Genomic DNA, 24,025 nt, shown 5'->3' on the forward strand with positions numbered 1-24,025 from the left:
AGATGAAATGAACACGCAGCCTGCTGGAAGCTCCGGAGCCGCTCCTTCTCCGGAGCGGTTTCCGGAGAGGAGAACAACCTTAAAGAGCAAGACGTCCGACGGTTTATGGGGCTACTTTTTTATCTTTCCCCAGATGATCGGTTTGATCGCTTTTTCATTGGTTCCGCTCATCTCGGCTTTTGTCATCAGCATGATGAACTGGGACGGCATGGGGGCGAAGAAGTTTATCGGACTCCAAAATTTCGTGTCCCAGCTTCAGGATGAGGAGTTCCACATCGCTTTGGTGAACACGGTGTATTACACGATTCTGTCGGTACCGACCGGCATCGTTCTCGCCATGCTGGTGGCGGTGGGCTTAAACCGGGTTCGCGGAAAGATTCTGTACCGGCTGATCTACTTCATGCCGAACATTACGATGTCCGTCGCCGTGGCCGTCGTGTTTATGTGGCTGTTCAACGCAGACTTCGGCCTCATTAACATGTACCTGCAGCAGTGGTTCGGGATAACGGGCCCCTCCTGGCTGACGGATTCCAGGTACGTGATGCCTTCGATTGCCCTGCTGAGCGTCTGGATGGGGCTGGGAGGCAACATGGTGCTGTTCCTGGCCGGACTTCAGGGCATATCGAGAAGCTATTACGAGGCGGCTGAGATTGACGGCGCCGGCAAATGGCAGCAGTTGATCCATATTACGATTCCGCTGCTGTCCCCGACGACCTTTTTCGTGACGATCATGTCCATCATCGGTTCCTTTCAGGTGTTCGACCAGTCGTTTGTCATGACCTCCGGCGGACCGGCGAAGGCCAGTTATACGCTTGTCTATCACATCTACGAGACGGCCTTTGCGGACTTTACCTTTGGCAAGAGCACGGCGTCGGCAGTCATCCTGTTCGTGATGATCCTGTCGCTCACCTTGTTCCAGATGAAGATGTCCAAGCGGTGGGTGCATTACGAAGACTGACGATTCGAACCTAGGAAGGAGGAAAACGAATGATACATCGGGGATTGAGGATGTCCACCGTGGTGCTGCATATCGTGCTGATTTTAGGCGCCTGCCTGATGGCCCTGCCGTTTGTGTGGATGGTGCTCAGCTCGCTCAAGGATTTGTCGCAAGTATTCGTCGTGCCGCCCAAATGGATTCCGGATCCGTTCATCTGGTCCAATTATAAGGATTCGCTGACGGCCCTGCCGTTCGGGCGCGCGTATTTCAACAGCTTCTATATCAATATCATCGTGGTGGTTTCACAGCTGGTTACCTGCTCCATGGCGGCTTATGCTTTTGCCAAAATCACGTTCCCGTTCCGGGAGCCGCTGTTCGTCCTGTTTCTGGCAACGATGATGGTTCCGGGACAAGTGACCATTATTCCGCTCTATCTGATCATGAAAAATATCGGGTGGCTGGATACGCATCTGGCGATTATCGTCCCTTCTGCGCTGCTGAACGCCTTCGGGGTATTTCTGCTCCGGCAATTCTTCAGGGGCATTCCGAAGGAAATGGAAGAGGCGGCCATCGTGGACGGCGCGAATCGCTGGACGATCTACGCCCGGATCATGATTCCTCTAATCAAGCCGGCTTTATCGGCACTCGGGATTTTTACCTTCCTCGGGATGTGGAACAACTTCTTTAACCCGCTGATTTTTCTCAGCAGCACGGATAAATTTACCGTACCGATGATGCTGAATTTGTACCGGGGCATGTATGCAACGGATTGGACGCTGATGATGGCGGGGGCTTCCATTGCGCTCGTCCCGGTGCTCATCGTGTATATCATTGGGCAGAAATATATTATTGAAGGCGTTACGTTATCCGGGATTAAGGGATAGGCCGGCTTGAGCAGCCCGTAAGCGGGGTTCCTTTGTACAAAGGAACCCCGCTTACGGTTATTTGTGTTTGTGTTCCTGTAGTATATTCTCATAGATATACTAGTATGGTAGTATAAGTAAAAATGAGTGCGCTTACATTATTCGCTTGGTAAAGGAGGACGAGGGCGATGTTCAATGTGCTTCTGGTGGACGACGAACCATGGGTCTTGGAGGGATTGAGAACGATGATCGACTGGGAGCGGTTCGGATTCCAAATATGCGGGGAAGCCCTGAGCGCTCCCGAAGCGCTAAAGCTAATGGAACAATGGAAGCCTGAACTGGTGATGACGGATATCCACATGCCAGTCCTGAACGGCCTGGAATTGATTGAGCACAGCAAACGGATACTGCCTCTTCCTCCGAAATTCGTTATTTTGAGCGGATATGATGATTTTGGATACGCGCATCAAGCCATGCGCCAACGGGTCGCCGAGTATTTGCTGAAACCGATTGATGACGAGGAGATCGAGGCAGTGCTTGCCAAGCTCAGCCATGAGATCCAGGACGAACGAGACGCTGAACGCAGCAACCGGAAGAAAGCCGGCCTTGCCGTCCATTATTTGTTGAACCGGCTCATTCGGGAAGAGTTGAGTCCTGATTTGGCCGAGCAAGCCAGCAATGCGATGCAAATCCAGGGCGAGCCGCTGCTGCAGTGCCTATTGATTGAAACAGGGATTACTGAAACGGGAGTGGATTGGATCGAATGGATGACCGATTACGGGCCCCCGAGCTTACTGGGATGCTTCCAGGACAATAGCGGGAGCATCGGAGTGGTGCTGCATGTCGAGCATTCGACTCCGGATGAGGTCATGGAGACTGCGCTGCTGTTGCAGTCTGCTCTGGCCCGGGAGCTTGAAGGGCCGGTTATCGTGGCGTTAAGCGGCACAGGGGAGGGAATCCAGGCGATCGGAAAGCTTTACAGGCAAAGCGCGGAGGTGCGCGACGATAAGCGAAGCCAAGGCCGAAGCGGCGTGTTTTGTTGCCAAGAACCGAGAGGAGCCGAGCGGCTCCGGGGACTTCCCTGCGGATGGATGGACGAATTGCTTTCCATGATTATGGCGGGGGAGCATGCGTCCATCGAGTCATGCTTGGCGCGGATTTTTACGGCCATGCCCGATCATCTCCTCCACCTGAGGGCTTTTCAAGCCGATGTGGCCGATCTGGAATTGAAGCTGTGTCGAAGAATCGCGGAAATGAATGGAGATCCGGATCTATTCATGAACCGGCTGCAAAGGAAGCTTGGTCATCTGAGTGATGCTTGCCATAAAGCGCCGTTGAAGAATTATATGCGGTTGCTCGCGTTTGAGGCCGCTTCGCAGCTGGAAGAGTTAAGCAAGCTTAACGAGCACAACACCATTTTTCAAGTGATTCAGTATGTCGACCGGGAGTACCGGAGCAGGCTTCAGCTTCAGGATTTGGCACGACATTTCCATATGAACGCCACCTATTTGGGGCAGCTGTTCAAGAAGCATGCTGGCAAGCCGTTCAAGGAATACCTGAATGACAAGCGGATCGAGGAGGCCAAGCTGCTGCTGAAACGGAGCGGAATGAAGGTTTCCGAGATTGCGCTCCATGTCGGGTTCCCGAACGCGGACTATTTTATCCATAAGTTTAAGTTGACAACCGGGATTCTGCCCTCGAATTACAAGAATCATGTTGAAAGCAAGCAGCGCTAAACCGGGAGGGTGCCTTCATGAAGAGAATGTTCAGGCTGGGGAATTTCGTGAACGATATTCCGTTGAAAACTAAATTTTTTCTTATTTTTGTCATTGGTGTACTGCTGCCTATTCTGGTGGTCAACCTCATCTTTATGGATCGGATGTCGGAGCTGATCCGGGAGAGAGAGGAGCAGAACCTCGATATCTCGATGGAGCGGGCTAGGAAGGATATTCATAATTTCATCGACGGCGGGGTGGCTGTAAGTCATGCGCTGAGTACGGATAAGACCCTTTACGAAATGCTCGATCGCGAGTATGAGTCCCAGCTGGACTTCTACGAAACCTTTGATGAGCAGCTCCGGAATCGGGTAACGAGCTACATACCGGTTAACAACCAGATTCAGCGGATTAGCATCTTCACCGAAAATTCCACCATTGTGTCCGGCGGCAATTATCATGTGATCAACGATAATGTGCTCGAGAGCGACTGGTATGCATTATGGAGCAGCTCGGCCCATCCGGTGCTGGTGGCGGCGTACAGGGCGGCAGAAGCGAACAACTCGGCATCGACGGTTCCGTACTTAAGCGTGATTGAGAAGATGGATTACTACGATACCTATGACACCTATGAGAAGCTGCTTCGAATCGATATCGATTTAAGCAAGATTTATGACGTCATTGTACGGGAACGCGATTATCTGGATATGTATTTGGTGAACGAGAACAATGAGATTATTATGTCGGCCAGCAGCGGTTATGAAAGAGGGAAGTACAGCGCATATTCGAAGCTTGACCTGGAGCAATACGACGAAGAGGATCGGCATGTGTTCTCGATCGGAACGGCCAGGTACGTGAAGGGGTGGAAGCTGATCGGCATCAACCGGGGGAGCCGGATTACGAGCGCCATGCTGGATATGCAGCTGTTTACCGTTGTATTGGCAGCGGTTGTTACGCTGGTTGCGGCGGTCTTTATTACGGTCATGCTGAGATCCTACAATTACCGGGTGAAGCGTTTGGCGCGTCATATGCAGAAGGTGAGCAACGAGAAATTCGACTTGATTGAACTGGACGAAGGCCGGGACGAAATCGGCGGACTCATCCGGAATTTCAATCAGATGACAGCGAAGATGAACTCCCTGATCAACAATGTGTACAAGCTGGAGATTCAGAAGAAAAGCCTGGAGATGGAGCGGGTTCGGGCTGAATTGAACTTTTTGCAGAGCCAGATGAATCCCCATTTCCTGTTCAATACCCTGAATGCGATATTGGTGGTCTGCACGAAGAATCGATACACGGATGTGACGGATATTATCAAAAGCTTATCCAAGCTGCTTCGCAGACTCCTGAGCTGGAGAGAGGATTTGGTCTCCGTGGAGGAGGAAATCAGATTTATCGAAATGTATCTCAAAATCGAAAAATTCCGCTTTCGGGATAAATTCGAATATCAATTCAACATCGATATGGAAGCGCTTCATTATAAAATTCCGAAAATGAGCATTCAGCCGCTCGTTGAGAATGCATGCAAATATGGCTTGCAGGCGATGGATGGAGCGGGTCTGGTGACCATAAGCGCTTCGGTTGCCCGTGATTATCTTCGCATCGTCATTACGGATAGCGGTAAGGGCATTGAGCAAAGCAAGCTACGGGACATTATTCTCTCGGTTCGCAACGAGCAGTTCTCGGGCAACAGCTTCGGCATTCGAAACGTATATCGGCGGCTGGAGCTGTACTACGACGATCATGTCATTTTCAACATTGCCAGCACCCCGAATCAAGGGACAACCGTTTCATTCGAGATTCCGATCCGGCTGTTGGAGTCTCGGGAGCATGAAGGCGGAGAGGGGGAGAACCATGCCTTTCAAAGTGCTGTTGATCGATGACGAACCGGGTGCGATGGAAGGGCTGGCGCTGTGGATCGATTGGGAACGCTTGGGGTTTAGCGTCTGCGGAACCGCGGGCAACGGAGTGGAAGGCTTGAAGATGATTCATGGGCTTGCGCCGGATTTGGTCATTACCGATGTAAACATGCCGCTAATGGACGGGCTTCATATGATTGAAACCTGGCAGCAGCATCACCGGGATAGCAGTGTGAAATTTGCCATCATGAGCGGCTACAGTGAATTTGAATATGCAAGGAAGGCATTGCGGCACGGCATCCATCACTACATGCTGAAGCCTATTATTGCAGAGGAAGCCGAGGAGGAGCTCGGCAAGATTCATGCTGAGCTGATGCAGGAGCATCGCAGATTAAGCCTGAGTGCGATTGCTAAGAGGGAAGAGGATGTTTCGCTGATCATGCAAACGCTCTTGGAGATGCCGCTTAGGGCTAGCGGCCTGTCGAGGCTTCAGGTTTTATCCTCCGCCCATCAAGAGTGGAACGTATGTCTGATCCAAGCAGAGTCTGCCTTGTTTCCTGACGTCAAGGAAACCGTCGCCCGCTTGTCAGCCCACGCGAATTCGGAGTATGTCATCGATCTGGAATCGAACCGGCTTGGTTTGGTGAACGGTTATTCCCCTGACAACGGGAGCGTACCCTCAGGCACGATCCGCGAGCTGGTCCGCCATTATGCAGGACAGCGGCTGTTTATGGCTGTAGGAGAAGGCCAGCAGTCTCTGGTGCATATCCGTCGCTGCTACGAAACCGCCAAGGAAGCCATCGAGCATCAATTTTACGATCCGGCGTACGGCGGGATGATTTCATATGAAGAGGTACGGGATCGGCCGTTTCATTATCGTTACCCCACGAACCTGATGGATGATGTCATCAGGTCCGTGGAACTCCTCGACAAGAAGGGATACCGCGAGGCTGCCGGATTGGCTGCGTCCAGGTTTGCGGAGCAGCGAATCGCGCCGGGGATCGTGAAGAAAATGGTGATCCATGTTTTGTATAAAATCATGGATTTGGTGAGGGAGGCGGAAGGTGCGGAAGCTCGAATCCTGGCAGCCAAATCCAATGCAGCTGGATTAACGGACGGAACCTTCCATTTGAACGACTTGATGGGAGAGCTGCTGCGCTTCGGGGAAGAGTGCATCGAGCTTCTTCTCAAGGAGCAGGCCCGGCATTCGCAAGGCATAATCCAGGAGATTAACGATTATATTCGGCAGCACTACCGGGAGAATCTGACCATTAAGCGATTGGCGGAGCTTTTTTATCTGCATCCCGTCTATCTCGGCCAGCTGCTGATGCGTAAGAATGGGATTGGCTTCAACGAACTCATACATAATTTGCGGATTGAGGAAGCGGCCGCGCTGTTGAAGCAGAACAAGCTGAAGAACAGCGAAATCGCCGAAAGGGTCGGCTACACCCACTACAACCAATTCCTTAAGCATTTCGAAAAAAGATGGGGCATGGCACCGAATGAGTTCAAGAAGAGGATGTTCTAAAGTTTTTAAGGTTAATGCTTTAATTATAGTATAGTCCGCCTTTGAAAGCGCTTTTAAAATAAAGGAAGGTTACATGAAGAGGCGTATCGACCAACGATGTAACCACATTATGACGGAGGTGCTTTTATGGGGGGTAAGACAAAATCATGGCTTCGGCTCAGCACGGTGTTGCTGTTGTCGCTTTGCATCGTCCTTACGGGCTGCGGGGGCGGAAACGGGAATAGCGGGGCCAAGCCGGAAGCAAAGGACTCCGCAGAACAAACAACACCCGGGACGGACGGGGATAAGATCGAACCATTTGAGGTGAGTGTTTTTATCGGTCAGCCCGACCAGCAACCAACACCTGACAACAAGATTTATAAATTAATCAGGGAAAAGACAGGAGCATCCTTCAAATTCGAGTTCCTGGCAGGCGATATTGACCAGAAGCTCGGCGTTATGATTGCAGGCGGCGATTATCCGGACATGATGACAGCGAATCAAAAGCTGACAGCTGCCGGTGCCTTTATCCCGCTCGAGGATTTGATTGAAGAACATGCGCCAAACTTGAAGAAGCATTATGAGAAGTACTGGAACATGATGAAAGACCCGAATGACGGTCATATTTACAATCTTCCAAACTATGGTGTAACGAATGCTGATGTTACCTCGTCTTATTATTCGGGCCCAGCCTTCTGGATTCAGAAGGACGTATTGGCAGAGGCAGGATATCCAGAGGTTAAAACCTTGGATCAATATTTTGACATCATTAAACAATACAAGGAAAAGCATCCGACCATCGACGGTACCCCGACGATCGGCTTTGAAATTCTGAACTATGACTGGAAAAACTGGGGTCTGTTCAATGCTCCTCAGCATTTGATCGGTCATCCGAATGACGGCGGTGTAGTTGTTAAAGACGGCAAGGCGGAAATTTTTGCCGATAAGGACTATGCCAAACGTTATTATAAAAAGCTGAACGAAATGAATGCCCTGGGTATCATCGATAAGGAAACGTTTACCCAGAACTTTGACCAGTATATGGCGAAAATCTCCAGCGGTGCAGTTCTTGGCATGTTTGACCAGCACTGGAACTTCCAAAGCGCAGAGGACGCGCTGATTACTCAGAAGAAAGATGAAAGAACGTATGTCGGTCTTCCGCTTGTATTTGATGAAAGTATCAAGGATCATTACAAAGATCGTCCGGCTCTGAACCTCAACAACGGTTTCGGGATCACGGTCAACGCATCCGAAGAGCAGGCGATCAGAATTATCAAATTGTTGGATACGCTGATTCAAGAAGATTGGCAAAAAATCTTGTCCTGGGGGATCGAAGGGGAAGATTACATTGTCAAGGACGGCCGCTTCATGAAAACGCAAGAGCAGCGCGATCTGTTTACCGATGCAACCTGGAAGCTCGCGAATAAAGCCGATTCTTTCCACGGTCAAGCACCAAAAATGGAAGGTTTATTCTCGGACGGCAACGCTACGGACGGCGCTGCACAGCCTGAAGAAATGGTAGCCGCTTTGAGAGAGTATGACAAGAACTTCCTTGCCCAATACGGTTTCAACAGCTATGTTGACTTCTTCAGTCCGGCTCCCGAGAACGACATCGCTTACCCGGCATGGTCTGTCGACCTGGTAGACGGATCTGAAGCGAAAATCGTGAATACGAAGCAAAATGAGTTGTCCACGAAGTACTTGCCAAAAGCCATTCTTGCTAAACCGGAAGAATTCGACAGCGTCTGGGGTGAGTACGTCACTGATATCCGCAAGCTCAACATCAAGGCTTATGAGGATCGGATTAATGAAGTGCTGCAATGGAGAAGAGACACTTGGTCTGTTAAGTAAAGCAGCGGAAGGTACATGAATCGGAAACGGGAAGGCTTCTTGCCTTCCTTGTTTACGAAATATGGGGTTTTGGGGAGAACAAACTTATGGAAGAGACCGTAGTCAAAGACTCTGCCGTCCGCAAGCCTAAGACAAACAAGAAAATCACCTGGGCCGTACTCAAAGAACAGAGACAGTTGATCTATATGTCGGTGCCTCTGATGGCTTACATCATCTTGTTTGCCTACGTTCCTATTTGGGGATGGACCATGGCTTTCCAGGACTACAAGCCGGCTAGAGACTTTAGTGAACAGAAGTGGGTAGGCTTTAAACATTTTGAATTTCTTTTTAAGGACGATAGTTTCCTGCAAGTGCTTCGCAATACGCTCGCAATGAGTGTTATCAATATGATTCTCGGCTTTACGACTGCAATTATCCTTGCATTGTTACTGAATGAAATCAGAAAAGTATTTTGGAAAAGAACCGTACAGACGATCTCCTATCTTCCGCACTTTCTATCCTGGATCATCGTAACCGGGATTGTGGCGACGAGCTTGGCTTCGGACGGAATCATCAATGATGTCCTTATGAAGCTGCATCTCATCAAGGAGCCGATCCAATGGCTCAGTGAAGGCAAATACTTCTGGGGAATCGTCGGAGCGTCGCATGTTTGGAAAGAAGTCGGCTGGAATACGATTATATATTTGGCTGCGATGGCATCCATCGACCCGGCGCTTTATGAGGCTGCCGATATGGACGGGGCAAGCCGCTATCGGAAAATGTTCCATGTTACTTTGCCGGGCATTAAGCCAACGATCATTATTCTGTTGATCATGCAGGTCGGTCACATTCTGGAAGCAGGCTTCGAGGTTCAATACTTGCTGGGCAACGGTCTTGTTGTCGACTGGTCGCAAACGATTGACATTTTCGTGCTGAAGTACGGGCTTGCCCAAGGCAATTACTCATTAGCAACGGCTGCCGGTATATTTAAAACGGTCGTTAGTGTGACGCTGTTATTGATTGCAAACGGAGTCGCGAAACGGCTAGGGGAAGAGAGGCTGCTATAATGGACAATCAAACAATCAGCCCTGGGCCAGCAACTGCTGCCGCAGCGACTAAACCTGTCAGAAAAAAAAGCGTAGAGCCGATCCTTTTTAATACATTCAATACCTTGTTTATGATTGGTCTTGTCGTTGTCACATTATATCCGTTTCTGAACACGATCGTCGTTTCCCTGAATGCGGGGAATGATACGATCCGGGGCGGAATCTATCTCTGGCCGAGGGAATTTACCTGGCAGAACTACAAGGCGGTATTCGCTTCGGGAACGATATATGACGCGTTCTGGATTTCCGTGGCAAGAACAGTGCTTTCAACGCTGCTGAATCTGGTCTTGACCACGATGCTGGCGTATACGCTGAGCCGTCGGGAATATGTATTCCGCAAGCCGATTACATTGATCTTTATTCTGACGATGTACTTTAACGCAGGTTTGATTCCTGGATACTTTCTGATGAAGGACTTGAACCTGATTAATTCGTTCTGGGTATATGTGATCCCGTCGATGATCAGCGCATTTAATATGATCGTTATCCGGACGTATATCGGAACGATTCCGGAAAGCTTGGTTGAATCGGCAAGAATCGACGGAGCCGGAGATTTCAAAATCTTCATCCGGATCATCTTCCCGCTATGTAAACCGGTGCTGGCAACCATTGCACTGTTCGTGGCCGTGGGGGCTTGGAACTCCTGGTTCGATGCATTCATCTATACATCCTCCCGTCAAGAGCTGAGTACTTTGCAGTATGAGCTGATGAAGCTCCTATCATCCAGTATGAACGCGAACAGCAACCCGGCAGTAGCTGCCGGCGCGGGGATGACGAAGGACTCTGCGGTGAATATGGTAACGCCGATTTCGATTCGCGCTGCCGTAACGGTCGTGGCATCCGTTCCGATTCTGCTGGTCTATCCGTTTCTACAGAAATATTTCGTTGTCGGGTTGAACGTGGGCAGCGTCAAAGAATGAACAAGATTTTGCTGGAGGACAGATCATAACGGCAACCGATGAGGAGGCAAGCATTTCGTGTCTAAGAGAACGATCATTAGAAAGATCAGCCTGATGCTGATCGCGTTCTTGCTGCTTATTCCGCCTAGCTGGAGCGCGGCGGCAGTTGAACCGGCCCAAACGCCCGCTGATCAGAATCTTGTGATTCACCATCATTTCGATGGCGGGACGGAGGGGTGGTTCAAACGGGGGACGGAGACGGTGACTTCCGCTACCTATGCTTATGAAGGAACAGGGAGCTTGCTGACGGAGGGAAGGACAGCGACCTGGAACGGACCGGGGTTTAATCTATCCGCCACGAATCGGCTGGACAAGGGAGCGACATATGAAATTTCCGCTTATGTCCATCTGAAGGAGGGCACCCAAGGGTCTCAGAAGCTTCAGCTTGCCATGCAGCAAACCGGGGCCGAGCCGGAATACGTGAACTTCAGCAGCCCGGTCGATGTAACCGCCGACGGGTGGGTGGAGGTAAAAGGCCGTTATAAATACGATGCCAATGCATCAGCCCTGCAGGTGTATTTGCAGAGTCCGAGCAGTCCGGACGCCGCTTATTATATGGACGACTTCAAAGTCCGGCTGATTGAGCCGGCACCGGACCCGGGCAATGGGGTGCCGGGAGGAGAGAATACGGTCGTATGGGATTTTGAAGACGGAACGACGATGGATTGGGGACCTCGCGATTCGGAGACCGTAGAAGCTGTGCCAGAAGCAGCCCATAGCGGCGGCTACGGTTTAAAGGTCCATGATCGGACGAACAACTGGAACGGGCCCAGCCAGGACGTCAAAGACATCATGGTGAGCCAAAAAACGTATACGATCTCAGCCTATGCCAGGCTTGAGCAGGCTCCTGCCGCTGCGGTCAAACTATCGCTTTCGATGGAGAATAAAGCGGCGGGCGCAGCAGAGACGTCTTATACGACCCTCGCCTCAGCCTCCGCGAGCGGCACGGAGTGGGTGGAACTGAAAGGAACCTTCGGCTTCAGCTCGGATATGGAAACCTTGAAGCTGTACGTGGAAACCTCGGATCTTTCCAATTTCTATGTCGATGACATTAAGCTCGCTCTGCCGGGCTCCATTCAGACGGATATTCCCGCCCTGAAGGATGTGTATCGGGAGTATTTCGAGATCGGGGCAGCCGTGGAGCCCAAGCATCTGTCCGGCGTGCACAAGGAGCTTCTGGATTATCATTACAACTCGCTTGTTGCCGAGAACGTGATGAAACCGGAATCTCTCAATCCGAGAGAGGGAACCTATAACTTTACCAACGCGGATCTGATCAGGGATTATGCCAGGGATCATGATATGAACCTCCGGTTCCATACGCTGCTGTGGCATCAGCAGGGCGCCGAATGGATGCTGAAGGACGACAAGGGCCAATATCTTGAAGCCACGCCGGAGAATAAAGCGCTCGTCCTTCAGAGGCTGGAAGCTTATATCCATGAGGTGGCCGGCCGTTATAAGGGGGATGTCCGCGATTGGGACGTCGTGAATGAGGTCATTGACGAAGGGCGTCCGGACGGCATGCGGGACAGCCAGTGGTACCGGATAACGGGACTCGACTATATCCGGACCGCATTTCATGCTGCGCGAGACGCAGCCGGACCCGAGGCCAAGCTGTACATCAACGATTACAGCACGCACAACCCGAAGAAACGCGATTATTTGCTGAATCTCGTAAAACAGCTGAAGGCGGAAGGCGTTCCGATCGATGGCGTGGGCCATCAAACGCATATCAATATCAGCGGGCCCTCCATCCAGCAAATCTCGGATTCCATCCGGATGTTCGGCGAGGCGGGCTTTGATAATCAGCTTACCGAGCTGGACGTTTCGGTGTACACGAACAATACCGACGCCTTCCAGACCGTTCCTCAGGAATTGCTCGACAAACAAGGCTATCGGTACAAAGAGCTGTTTGAAGAATTGAAGCGGCTGGACCAAATGGGCGTTGATGCAGGCGTGGAGGGTGGCTGGATCAGCAATGTCACCCTTTGGGGGATTGCAGACGACCATACCTGGCTGCATGACCGTCCCGCGGGGACGGGCCGCCAGGATGCCCCGTTTCCTTTTGACAAACAATATCAGGCCAAGCCAGCTTATTGGGGAATGGTCGATCCCTCCAGGCTAACGATTGTGAGAAAAACCGGAATGGCTGTGGAGGGTAAGGCGGTCATCGACGGACAGCCGGATGCTTCCTGGAATCTGGTTCCGGCACTTAAGACGGAGAAGCTGGGATCGTTGTCTGCCGAATTTAAGACGCTATGGGACAAGGACCATATCTATGTCAGGGTTGACGTGAAAGACGGATCGATAGCCCCAGGGGATCAGGTTGATATCTTCGCGGTGGTGAACGGTACCCTGCAAGAGGCCCGGATTCAGCGTGGAGCCGCCAACACGGCAGAGACCGCGGGAGGTTACTCGGGGGAGGCTCTTCTCCAGCTACACGGAACAGGGGCATTGGGCAGCGACATTTTTTTCGATGTCAGGGTAACGGATTCCGGTTCGGATGACGGTTCCGAGCATGGCAAGAATGGAGCGGTGGTGTCCTGGAGCGATCCAAGGCATGCCCAGGAGAGCGATCAAGACGGACTCGGCATTCTTACGCTCGCTGCTGCGCCGAAATCGGCCCAGGCCCGCTACGGCACCCCGAAGGTGGACGGCGAGCTGGACGGGGTCTGGAAGGACGCCGCGGAACTGGCAACCGACGTGTGGGTCGAGGGTAACAGCGGCGCGACCGCAACATTCCGGACGCTATGGGATGAGAATTACCTGTATGTTTACGCCATAGTTAGCGACAGCTTGTTGTCGGATGCGAGTCCCAACGTATGGGAGCAGGATTCGGTAGAGATTTTTGTGGATCAGAATAATGGAAAGACGGATGCTTACCAAGAAGATGATGGACAGTACCGGATGAACTTCAACAATCTGCGTTCCTTTGGCGGTTATGCGGGCGAGGATAACTTCTCCTCGGCAGCGAAGGTGACCGACGGGGGGTATGTCGTTGAAGCAGCGATCCGCCTCGACAAGATCAAGCCTGAGAAAGGGACGGTCATCGGATTCGATTTGCAGGTGAACAACGATGAAGACGGCCAGGGCACAAGAGACAGCGTGGCCATCTGGTCGGATCCGACGGGCCAGTCCTATCAGAACACGTCCAGGTTCGGCGTGCTGGAATTCAAGAAGAGCTCCGCTCCTGGCGGAGGAGACGGAAACGGCGGAGAACATAACGGCGGCGGTGACGGAGGAAGCGGTGCAAACGCGGGCGGAGGCGGAAGCAGTACAAGTCCAGCTCCAAACACGCCTTCACTCGAAATCCGGAACAACGACGGGCGGATTCTCGCTGTAGTCTCGAGCCAAGTCCTTCAGCAGGCATTGGATAGGGCGGCAGCCGGTGTGGAAGGACCGAAGCGAGCAATCGTGGCTATCCCGGCTCAAACAGAGGCCCAGTCCTACGAAATTCAATTGCCGGGCAAGTGGCTGCTGGGGAACTCGGAAGTTGTGTTGATCCTCCAAACGGAGTTCGGCGCACTGGAGCTGCCAAGCGCATGGGTTCGGGGAGCCGGAGTAAAGGATACGGAAACCGTCGCGCTGCGTCTGGCGAAAGCTTCGGGCAGCAATCTGGGTGCAGCCCTTCGCGAGGAGATCGGTGATCGTCCGGTGTTCCGGATAGAGGCTCTTGCCGGCGACCGGGCCCTGTCGTGGAAATCGGGCAAAGCTCGCCTGATCTGGTCGGTGCCTTACACACCAACCAAGGAAGAGCTGGCACAACCGGATCATATCTTTGTCAGGGAGATCGATGCCAACGGGCAAGGCGGGCCTCTTGCTAACAGCCGTTATGATGCGAAACAGGGGATCGTTCGCGCAGCGCTGCCGCATGGCGGCACGTTTGCAGTCGTTTCCGCATTCAAGACGTTTCATGACCTGAAGCATGTGCCGTGGGCGATCGATGCGATCGAAACGATGGCATCCCGCGGATTTATCCAAGGGGTAAGCGAAACGATGTTCGATCCGCAGAACGAAATCACCCGGGCCGAATTCCTCGTTATGCTCGTACGCGTGCTGGAACTGGAAGGCTTGAGCGAAGGCCGGGCAGCATTCGGAGATGTTACGTCTTCGGCCTATTATTACAAACACGTGCAAATCGCTGCAGAGCTTGGGCTCGTTCAAGGCGTCGGCGGAAATCGTTTCTCGCCGGACGCGCCGATGACGCGCCAGGACATGATGCTGATCACGCAGCGTGCCCTGGAGGCGACAGGCAAGAAGCTGGAGGGCGAAGGGGCGCTGGATGCTTTTGCCGATGGGGATGAGGTTGCCGAATATGCCAAATCGAGTGCAGCTCTGCTTGCAGAGTCGGGCATCGTGAACGGCATGAACGGCAAAATCGCGCCGAAGGCTTACTTTACGCGTGCCCAGGCAGCCGTGATTCTGGACCGGATTTGGAATTGGGAACTGATTAAGGCCGTGAATCGTTAATGCGATGATCGGACGTGAACGATGTAAAGCAGCATGTACGTATGAATGAGATGGAGGCCACCCGTTGCTACGGGCTGGCCTTTTTCGTGCAGATCGTCCAGGCCAGGCGGGCGGCGCGCTGTGAATCATGCGGGACAGGCGAATCCTTTTCTAGCAAAAGACGTCTATCTTCGTGCTTTCTTGGAAAACCTATTCATAGATTCAAGATTCTAAGCTAACGCTATTAAATAATCTATGAATATAGGTTGGAGGTTGATGTACTTGTATCGTTCATCCGTTCATGCTGAAGAAGCCGATCATCCGGAGTGGGCGCCAGATCTTCTGGGGAGGGTTACCAAACGGGTCGGCAGCGTCATCGTCGGACATGAGGAGCAAATCTCGTTAACGATGATTGCCTTGCTGGCCGGGGGCCATGTGCTGCTGGAGGACGTGCCGGGAGTCGGGAAGACCATGCTGGTGAAGTCGGTGGCTGCGTTAATCGGCTGCGATTTCAGCCGCATTCAGTTTACTTATGATCTGATGCCAGGGGACATTACGGGCGCATCGGTCTATTATCCGCACACGGGAGAATTTGTATTTAGGCCCGGACCGGTGATATCCAATATCGTGTTGGCCGATGAGATTAACCGGGCATCGCCGCGGGCGCAATCCGCGCTGCTGGAGGCGATGGAAGAGGGGCGCGTCACCGTGGACGGTCATACGTATCCGCTGCCTGCCCCGTTCTTCCTGCTGGCAACGCAAAATCCGTACGAATATGAAGGCACAAGCCGCCTGCCGGAGGCGCAGCTGGATCGCTTTTTGATGAGATTATCGCTGGGCTACCCCAACATGGAAGGCGAATTGGAGCTGCTGGAGCGGGGAATGGGCAGTTCCAGACTGGATGATCTGAAGCCGATCATGATGGGCTCCGAGCTCATCCGGATGCAGCAGAGCGTGTCCCGCGTCTTCGTGGATGACACCATCAAACGCTACATGGTCAGTGTGGCCGATGCTTCCCGAAGGCAGCAGGGCGTATCCCTGGGCATCAGTCCGAGAGGGACATTAGCGTGGCTCCGTGCTTCGCAGGCAGCCGCATTCTTGACAGGCCGAATGTATGTCATCCCGGATGACTGCCTGCGCGTTGCCGTACCGGTGCTGACCCACCGGATTCACCTCGGTCATGATGCACGCGCAGCCGGCGTGACTCCTTATGAAATGGTAGAATCCATCCTTACGAGGTTTGACCTGCCGCGCCAGCGCAGCCGGAAAGGAAGCACCTCATGAGACGGCGTCTGCTGGATTGGTTGAGAGGCATAGCCATCTGGTCGGTGTCTTTGGGGCTCTATCTTTGGTTAGGCGGGGAAGCGCTGCGGCTGGTTTGGTGGGCATCCACGATTCTATTGCTGGGAGGGGCTATGACGAGCTTGCTCGGTCCGACCCGAATCACCATCTCGCACACAAGCTCCCCTTTGTGCATACAGGCTGGAGACTCCGTCCAGATGACGGTTCATGTTGCCTATCGTTGCATTCTTCCCCTGCCATGGCTTATCATCACCGACCGCATCGGCAGCAGGACATATCGCAAACTGCTGTTCCCGGGCATGCGGCGACGACTTGAGTATACCTACCGACTGAACCAGGTTCCCCGCGGAGTCTGGTCTTCGATCTATAGCGAGATGGAATGGGGTGATCTGTTCGGCTGGTTCAGGACAAACCGAAGTCTGCTCAGCGATTCGGGCGGCCTGATCGTGCTGCCAAAGCCCGCGGAGTGGCCTGTGGCCCAGATGCCCATGCATGGAAGCGATATGGATACGGAAGATGAACGCGTACGCTTCAACGTTTGGAATGAAATGAGAGGATCGGGCGTGCGCGATTATGTTCCAGGGGATCCCATGAATCGGATTCATTGGAAGAATTCCGCGAAGCTTGGCCGCTTGCAATCTTTTATGCCTCATGAGGGCTTTGGAGCAAGGCAGGGCGTTGTGCTGGATACATCGCTCCAAGGGTATGAGGGCCATGAAGCCCGGAAACCGCAGGAAGTATTTGAAGAAGCGGTATCGGCTGCAGCGGGAATGGTATCCCGGCTTATACGCCATAGAATCCCCTATCAATTATGCATGGATGGGACGGATTTAGAGGGTTCATCGATTGAACGCAAAGGCGGGTCCAAGGGGCAGCCGGATTCGTTGGTGCCTCTGGCCTCTGTTCAGCTAACCGGGAATGATCCGATGCGGAACCGAAGATTCCAGCAATCCTTCAATCCCTCGCAAAAGAATACGGATTGGGCTATCATCACCGGGTACTTCCATCAGGGTGCCGCTGTCGCCGGCATAAACCTCCTGAATGCGGGCTGCAGAAAGGTGACCATTTATTGCATTCAAAGCGTAAGCCGGTTGAAATCGGCTGAAAGCACAGCGGCGGCTCCATCGGAGAATCAGGCGCATCCGCCGTGGGCGCAGGAATTTTTCGGCAAAGGCGGGAAGCTGGTGTATGTACATGAAAAACCAGCAGTAGAGGTAGAGCACCCTATCAAGATCGGAGGTGCCGTCCATGACAGGACCGGACAGCTCGCCCGTTAGGGCTGGCGGCAATCGGGAAGCCGGGTCATTCGGATCACGGAGTGTGCCTTCGGTATTCGTTTCCAGATTGTCGCACGGAACGCTGCTTCATCGCATATTAATCACGCTGCCGGTGATGGGACTTCTGTCAGAGTGGCTCTTGCCCCTTCGGAATGCGGGTGAAACAGGCGGCCGGTTTGTGCTGGAAACCTTATTCCTATGGGCTTTGTTTCTGCTGCTACAAGGGTTGTTTACATGGCGAGGCTGGGTGTGGCTGCCGCTGAATGCCGGGCTGGTGGTCTGGCTCTGTTCCCGGTTGTTTGAATATAGCGATCCGCTCGCATGGCTGTCCGATTACGCTTCGCTGATACTTCCAGGCGACGCTTCGGCTTTCAGAAATGCGTGGGAGTTTACGATCTTAAGCCAGGAAACGAGGACGATCATCCTGCTTGTCGGCTGGGGCATCATGGTATCCGCAGTGCATATGCTGGCTCTGTATCGCCGGACCGTTTGGCTGTTTGGCGGTTCGACGCTGGTTTATTTGGCGGTGCTGGAGTCTGCCATGGAAGAAAGCGTCTATGGGGATATGCTGTGCGCGGTGCTGTACATGTTGCTGGCCCAGGGCATGATGCTGATCCTTAAGCTGAAGCAGGAAACCGTTGAGGGAACCTCTTCGGAAATGGACCTCCCCGAACCAATGCGAACCGGCCGCTTGTCCGGGCTGCCTCTGCTGCGCTGGAGCCTGTTTGTGCTGCTGGCCTCCGTTCTGATCGCGGGGATTACCCGAGTAGGAGGGGGCTTGGGCGAGCCTTCGCCAGGCATGGGATTGAGTGTGGCGGAAATGGCGGAACGACTGGCGGGATGGGGGGATCGGCTCCGCCGAAATACGGAACCGTCGATTCCTGCCTCCCAGGTTGCGGGATATGCTTTCCAAGGAGAAGATTTGGGAGGCCCTCTGACGCTCAGCGATGCATTGTATTTTACGGCGCAATCGCCTGTACCGACGTATTGGCGCGGAGACACGTATAATCGATATGACGGCCGGAAATGGGATGCAGATCCCTCCATCCGCAAGCCAGTCAAGCTATTGGAGGACCTGAGCGGTTTCCTGCCGTATTGGGAGCGTCCTTCTGGAGAGACGATCGTGCAGTCGCTGACTTTTGTACGGGAGACCCCCGTCCCATCTTTGCTGTCGGGAGGTATTATTACCCGCGTGAAGGAGATGCATTCTTCCAAAGAGAGAGGTGCGCCAAGGTTGGCCGTCGACAGGCTGTCCGAAACGATTTCCTTGCAAGGCGAGAGGGCGGTGTCCGGTTATACCGTAGAGACTTTATACGCGCAGCCGGAGGAGCAAGCGCTCCGCAGGGCGAACGGGGACGATCCCGAATATATGAAAGAAATGTATCTGGAGCTTCCCGAGGAGCTGCCCTCCAGGGTGAAGGATTTAGCGCGGAAGATTACATCGGACGCCGCGGGCAGGTATGAAACGGCGCAAGCTATCGAATCCTATTTGGAGCAGAACTATACGTATACGCTGCAAACCTCCGTGCCACCGGAGGGCCGGGATTTTACGGATCATTTTTTGTTCGATGCGAAGGAAGGGTACTGCGTTCATTTTGCTACGGCGATGACCGTCTTACTCCGATCCGAGGGCATCCCCGCACGCTATGTGACGGGATTCGCGCCTGGCGATCGGGTGGCCGGCACGATGGATCGTTACGAGGTCGCCCAAAAGAATGCGCATGCGTGGGTGGAAGTGTTTTTCCCGGGACAGGGGTGGGTTCTGTTTGATCCGACTCCGGGCTTTGGGGTCGAGGGGATGTCCCCGCCTCCGGCTGCCGGCGATTCCGGCTCCGCCGGAATGATGTCATGGCATACCTTGTGGAGTACCATGATCTACGCTGCCGTTAAAGTGCTCCTTGTGATATCCGCCATCGGTCCCGTGATGTTTGGGGTCGCGCTTTTGTTGATCCTCCCTCTTATTGTGGCCGTCATTTGCCGAATTCCGGCCGTACGCCAAAGTTGGGCCTTCATGAGGATGGCCCGGACGATAGCGGTCAGCGGGCGGGAGGGACTCGTATCGGCGGCGGTATGGGTCTGGGACAAGTTGCAGCGCAAGTATGGGGATCTGGAAAGAGGGCAGACCATGCGTCAATACGTCAGCGCCCTGTCGATTGCCGATGCCGAATTCAGGGCGGAGCTGGAGGCGTTCGCGTCGCGTTGGGAGCGGGCGGCGTACCAGGATGAACCTTGGTCCCGTACGGAAAAAGTACTCTTTTTGCGCCAATGCATTCGAATTGTCAAAAAACTGGCATGAAAACAAAGGGCCCTCTTTCTTGACGGTATGAATTGGGGTTGCGTATAATTAATTTCATTAATCAAGGGAGGCCCGGTAATGAATAAGCCTAATGAAATCATCGTCGTTTTGGACTTCGGTGGACAGTACAACCAACTTATAGCACGACGCATTCGCGATCTTGGCGTTTATAGTGAGCTTCTGCCATACAATACGCCCGTCGAGAAGATTAAAGATCTCTCCCCGCGCGGCATTGTTTTCTCAGGAGGTCCTTCCAGCGTGTATTCCGAGAATGCACCGCATGTGGATCCTGCCATTTACGATCTGGGACTGCCGATCTTCGGCATTTGCTACGGCATGCAGCTTATGGCTCAGCAGCTGGACGGAAAAGTAGAGCGTGCTTCGAAGCGCGAATACGGTAAAGCCGAATTGGAATTCGCTCCGAACTCGACGCTTGTCAAAGGGATTGAGCAAAAACAAACCGTATGGATGAGTCATGGCGATCACGTGGTATCGCTGCCTTCCGGCTTCAAGCTGGATGCAGGAACGGAATCCGCTCCGATCGCCGCGATGAGTAACGAAGACAAGAAGCTGTACGCCGTGCAATTCCATCCGGAGGTTCGCCACTCCGTCCATGGTAACGAAATGATTAAGAATTTCCTGTACGAAGTATGCGGCTGCGAAGGCAACTGGAGCATGGAGACTTTCATCGAGGATCAGGTTCGCGAAATCCGTGAAGTGGTCGGCGAGAAAAAAGTGCTGTGTGCACTGAGCGGCGGCGTTGATTCATCCGTTGTGGCCATGCTGATTCACAAAGCCATCGGCGATCAGCTGACATGCATGTTCATCGATCATGGACTGCTGCGCAAGGGCGAGGCCGAGAGCGTGATGGAGACCTTTGTCGGCAAGTTCGACATGAAGGTCGTCAAGATTGACGCTCAGGAGCGTTTCATGTCCAAGCTGAAGGGCGTGGACGATCCGGAGAAAAAACGTAAAATCATCGGCAACGAGTTCATCTACGTATTCGATGAGGAATCCAGCAAGTTTGATGATTTCGCATTCCTGGCTCAAGGCACGCTGTATACCGATATCGTGGAGAGCGGAACGGACACGGCACATACGATCAAGTCCCATCACAATGTCGGCGGGCTGCCTGAAGACATGAAATTCGAGCTCATCGAGCCGCTCAAAGCCCTCTTTAAGGACGAAGTTCGCAAAGTCGGCGAAGAGCTTGGCTTGCCGGACGAGATCGTTCATCGTCAGCCTTTCCCTGGCCCGGGTCTTGCGATTCGCGTACTGGGCGAAGTAACGGAGGACAAGCTGCAAATCGTCCGCGACTCCGACTACATCCTGCGCGAGGAAATCGCGAAAGCTGGCCTGGATCGCGAAATCTGGCAGTATTTCACGGCGCTTCCGAACATGAAGAGCGTCGGCGTTATGGGTGATGCGCGCACGTATTCCTACACCGTAGGCATCCGCGCCGTAACCTCCATCGACGGCATGACAGCGGACTGGGCGCGCATCCCATGGGATGTGCTGGAGAAAATCTCCGTCCGCATCGTGAACGAAGTCGAGAACGTCAACCGCATCGTGTACGACGTGACTTCCAAGCCGCCAGCAACGATCGAGTGGGAGTAATTTTTATACTGCTTCACTAAACATAAAAACCTTCAAATCCACATCCGTGGGATTGAAGGTTTTTTTTCGTTGGTACCATACGAGCTTTCCTCTTAAAACAATGGATTGAGGCCCTGGTTTATTGCATGCATCTTTTGTCCAATAAGATAAATAATACGTTAAGGTGCAATGGGTAAGAGCGAGCTTTAGGGAAGTTGAACCAAGACCGAACCTGTGAGGAGGAAAAGAATGAAAGCTATCGTCATTGACCGTTATGGTGGCAAGGAAGAGCTTCAGGAAAGAGAAGTACCTACTCCTGCACCGCAAGCGCATCAGGTCTTAGTCAAAGTGGCCGCTACCTCGATCAATCCAATTGACTGGAAGCTTCGAGAAGGCTATTTAAAACAAATGATGGATTGGGAGTTTCCCATTATTTTAGGATGGGATGTTGCCGGGACCATTTCGGAAATAGGGAGCGAGGTAACGGATTGGAAAGTGGGGGACGAAGTGTTTGCCCGCCCGGAAACGACCCGTTTTGGCACATATGCCGAATTTACTTTGGTGGATGACCACCTGTTGGCACGCAAGCCTGCTGCTATCTCATGGGAGGAAGCGGCATCCGTTCCGCTCGCGGGACTCACTGCTTGGCAGGCGCTGTTTACACATGGTGAACTGACCAAAGGAGAGAAGGTATTGATTCATGCAGGCGCTGGCGGCGTCGGTATGTTCGCTATCCAGTTTGCCAAACAAGCGGGTGCTTACGTCATAACGACCGCCAGCGAACGCAATCATGAACTGCTTGCCTCACTCGGTGCTGATCGGATGATCGATTATCGGACGACCCGATTTGAAGATGATTTATCGGATGTGGACGTTGTGTTCGATACGATGGGCGGTGACGTGCAGAAGAACAGCTTTAAAGTACTGAAACAGCATACCGGGCGAATCATATCGATTGTCAGCGATTTTGATGAAGAACTGGTAAGAAAATACGACGTGACCGCCAAAAATATATGGCTGGATCCCAATGGCCAGCAGCTTCAGGAAATAGCCGATATGTTAGAGCAAAAAAAGGTAAGAGCCGTCGTGGGAGCTACGTTTCCTTTTTCGCGAAAAGGGCTCTACGATGCCCACTCATTAAGTGAGACCCACCATGCTGTCGGTAAAATAGCCATAAGTTTCTCCTAAGAAGATAGACGATTCCGATTTCATCCTGCGTGTCCGGTTTGGACCCGCGTCTGCCACCATCGGATGTAAAACACCTCACCGGGCGGATTTCGATGAACATGTGCGCATCTTCCCAGGTTTTGGGTTATTTTTAGCCGTATGTAGGTCAGTCGTCCTAGAGCGGAAAGCTTTTGGAAAGGCAATTCCCGAACGTTTCTTTAAATTGACAAGTTTAATATTCGTTTTTGTTGTTGACAAGGTTGGGCTTCTCGTCCTAGAATATGTGTAGAAACCGACACGACAACTACAAATAACGAGCTTTTTCGTATAATCCCGGGAATGGGCCCGGGAGTCTCTACAGGTCACCGTAATGATCTCGCTACGAAAAGAAGAGCGGCAATATAATGATGCGGACTCGTCCAGCATTCGAGACCGGCCTGCAAGCTGGAGCAAAGCTCCAATGCAGCAGACCGGTTATTCGATAAGGATGCTGCCCGGCAGCATGCGAAAGATTGTTTTGCGGCTCTTTTTTCAAGCGACGGCCCTAGGGATCTATCCTTAGGGTCTATTTGTATGTTGCCGGTCATTAATTTAAGGGGGATATCTCTACAATGGAGCGTTTCTTTAAACTAAAGGAACACGGAACGAATGTAAGAACCGAGATTATCGCAGGCTTGACGACCTTTATGACCATGGCTTACATCCTGCTGGTCAACAATCTGTTCCTGGGTCCTGACGGCGCGGGCATTCCACAAGAAGGCGTATTCTTCGCTACCGCTGTTGGTGCCGGTCTCGTGACCATGGCCATGGGCTTTTTCGTTAACATTCCGGTTGCGCTGGCACCAGGTATGGGTTTGAATGCGTATTTCATGACAGTTGTATTAAGCTCGAACGGTGCGATTACTTGGCAGGCGGCGCTCGGTGCCGTATTCATCTCCGGTATCGTCTTCATCATTCTTACGGTAACCAAAGTCCGCCAAATGCTGTTGACGGCGGTTCCGAACAACTTGAAGATCGCCATTACCGTTGGTATCGGATTGTTCATTACGATCGTTGGCCTGAAGCTGGGCAATATCGTTACGGCTTCCATCAACCCGGGAACGGATATCTCTCATCCGGTACCAGGCGGTGCCTTCAATCTTGGTCTTGGAAATTTCGTTGA

At 52.7% G+C, this 24,025-nt stretch carries 15 protein-coding genes and 1 riboswitch (1 of these 16 only partly in view); all 15 genes read left to right on the plus strand.

Annotated elements, in window-relative coordinates; translation table 11 throughout:
* Positions 1 to 7 precede the first annotated feature (7 nt).
* Positions 8 to 958, plus strand: a complete 951-nt coding sequence (locus tag MHH82_RS04570) for a carbohydrate ABC transporter permease (RefSeq protein WP_036664374.1) — start codon at positions 8 to 10, stop codon at positions 956 to 958.
* A 29-nt stretch (positions 959 to 987) separates the two neighbouring features.
* Positions 988 to 1,821 carry a carbohydrate ABC transporter permease gene (locus tag MHH82_RS04575; RefSeq protein WP_012819052.1) on the plus strand — a complete coding sequence of 278 codons (834 nt, stop codon included), beginning with the start codon at positions 988 to 990 and terminating at the stop codon, positions 1,819 to 1,821.
* Positions 1,822 to 1,988: 167 nt separating this feature from the next.
* On the plus strand, positions 1,989 to 3,536 hold the full coding sequence (locus MHH82_RS04580) for a helix-turn-helix domain-containing protein (protein WP_036664370.1): 1,548 nt from the start codon (positions 1,989 to 1,991) through the stop codon (positions 3,534 to 3,536).
* 17 nt (positions 3,537 to 3,553) lie between these two features.
* Positions 3,554 to 5,398 carry a sensor histidine kinase gene (locus tag MHH82_RS04585; RefSeq protein ID WP_012819054.1) on the plus strand — a complete coding sequence of 615 codons (1,845 nt, stop codon included), beginning with the start codon at positions 3,554 to 3,556 and terminating at the stop codon, positions 5,396 to 5,398.
* Positions 5,370 to 6,902, plus strand: coding sequence for a response regulator transcription factor (locus MHH82_RS04590; protein ID WP_340963724.1), 1,533 nt, complete (start codon positions 5,370 to 5,372; stop codon positions 6,900 to 6,902). The genes MHH82_RS04585 and MHH82_RS04590 overlap by 29 nt, the downstream gene beginning before the upstream one ends.
* Positions 6,903 to 7,028: 126 nt before the next feature.
* The gene (locus MHH82_RS04595; RefSeq protein ID WP_036664364.1) at positions 7,029 to 8,732 is read left to right on the plus strand and encodes an extracellular solute-binding protein; all 1,704 of its coding nucleotides are present in this window, start codon (positions 7,029 to 7,031) and stop codon (positions 8,730 to 8,732) included.
* Positions 8,733 to 8,818: 86 nt separating this feature from the next.
* Positions 8,819 to 9,778, plus strand: a complete 960-nt coding sequence (locus MHH82_RS04600; protein ID WP_036664362.1) for an ABC transporter permease — start codon at positions 8,819 to 8,821, stop codon at positions 9,776 to 9,778.
* On the plus strand, positions 9,778 to 10,737 hold the full coding sequence (locus tag MHH82_RS04605) for a carbohydrate ABC transporter permease (protein ID WP_340963730.1): 960 nt from the start codon (positions 9,778 to 9,780) through the stop codon (positions 10,735 to 10,737). The genes MHH82_RS04600 and MHH82_RS04605 overlap by 1 nt, the downstream gene beginning before the upstream one ends.
* Before the next feature lie 57 nt (positions 10,738 to 10,794).
* Positions 10,795 to 15,246 carry an endo-1,4-beta-xylanase gene (locus MHH82_RS04610; protein WP_340963733.1) on the plus strand — a complete coding sequence of 1,484 codons (4,452 nt, stop codon included), beginning with the start codon at positions 10,795 to 10,797 and terminating at the stop codon, positions 15,244 to 15,246.
* 255 nt (positions 15,247 to 15,501) lie between these two features.
* On the plus strand, positions 15,502 to 16,509 hold the full coding sequence (locus MHH82_RS04615; protein WP_049788667.1) for an AAA family ATPase: 1,008 nt from the start codon (positions 15,502 to 15,504) through the stop codon (positions 16,507 to 16,509).
* A complete protein-coding gene (locus tag MHH82_RS04620) occupies positions 16,506 to 17,804 on the plus strand; it encodes a DUF58 domain-containing protein (RefSeq protein ID WP_340963745.1) in 1,299 nt (432 codons plus the stop codon). Before MHH82_RS04615 ends, MHH82_RS04620 begins: the two co-directional genes overlap by 4 nt.
* Positions 17,776 to 20,100: a transglutaminase-like domain-containing protein gene (locus MHH82_RS04625; RefSeq protein ID WP_340963748.1), complete on the plus strand. Its 2,325-nt coding sequence runs from the start codon at positions 17,776 to 17,778 to the stop codon at positions 20,098 to 20,100. The genes MHH82_RS04620 and MHH82_RS04625 overlap by 29 nt, the downstream gene beginning before the upstream one ends.
* Before the next feature lie 78 nt (positions 20,101 to 20,178).
* A complete protein-coding gene (gene guaA / locus MHH82_RS04630; protein ID WP_012819063.1) occupies positions 20,179 to 21,717 on the plus strand; it encodes a glutamine-hydrolyzing GMP synthase in 1,539 nt (512 codons plus the stop codon).
* Between the two features lie 228 nt (positions 21,718 to 21,945).
* On the plus strand, positions 21,946 to 22,884 hold the full coding sequence (locus tag MHH82_RS04635) for an NADP-dependent oxidoreductase (protein ID WP_340963753.1): 939 nt from the start codon (positions 21,946 to 21,948) through the stop codon (positions 22,882 to 22,884).
* A gap of 282 nt (positions 22,885 to 23,166) precedes the next feature.
* Positions 23,167 to 23,265, plus strand: a riboswitch (purine riboswitch).
* 209 nt (positions 23,266 to 23,474) lie between these two features.
* Positions 23,475 to 24,025, plus strand: the beginning of a protein-coding gene (locus MHH82_RS04640; protein WP_012819065.1) for an NCS2 family permease. It continues 820 nt past the right edge of the window; the window shows 551 of its 1,371 coding nt (coding positions 1-551); the start codon lies at positions 23,475 to 23,477; its stop codon lies beyond the right edge, outside the window.

The sequence above is a fragment of the Bacillus sp. FSL K6-6540 genome, assembly GCF_038007545.1.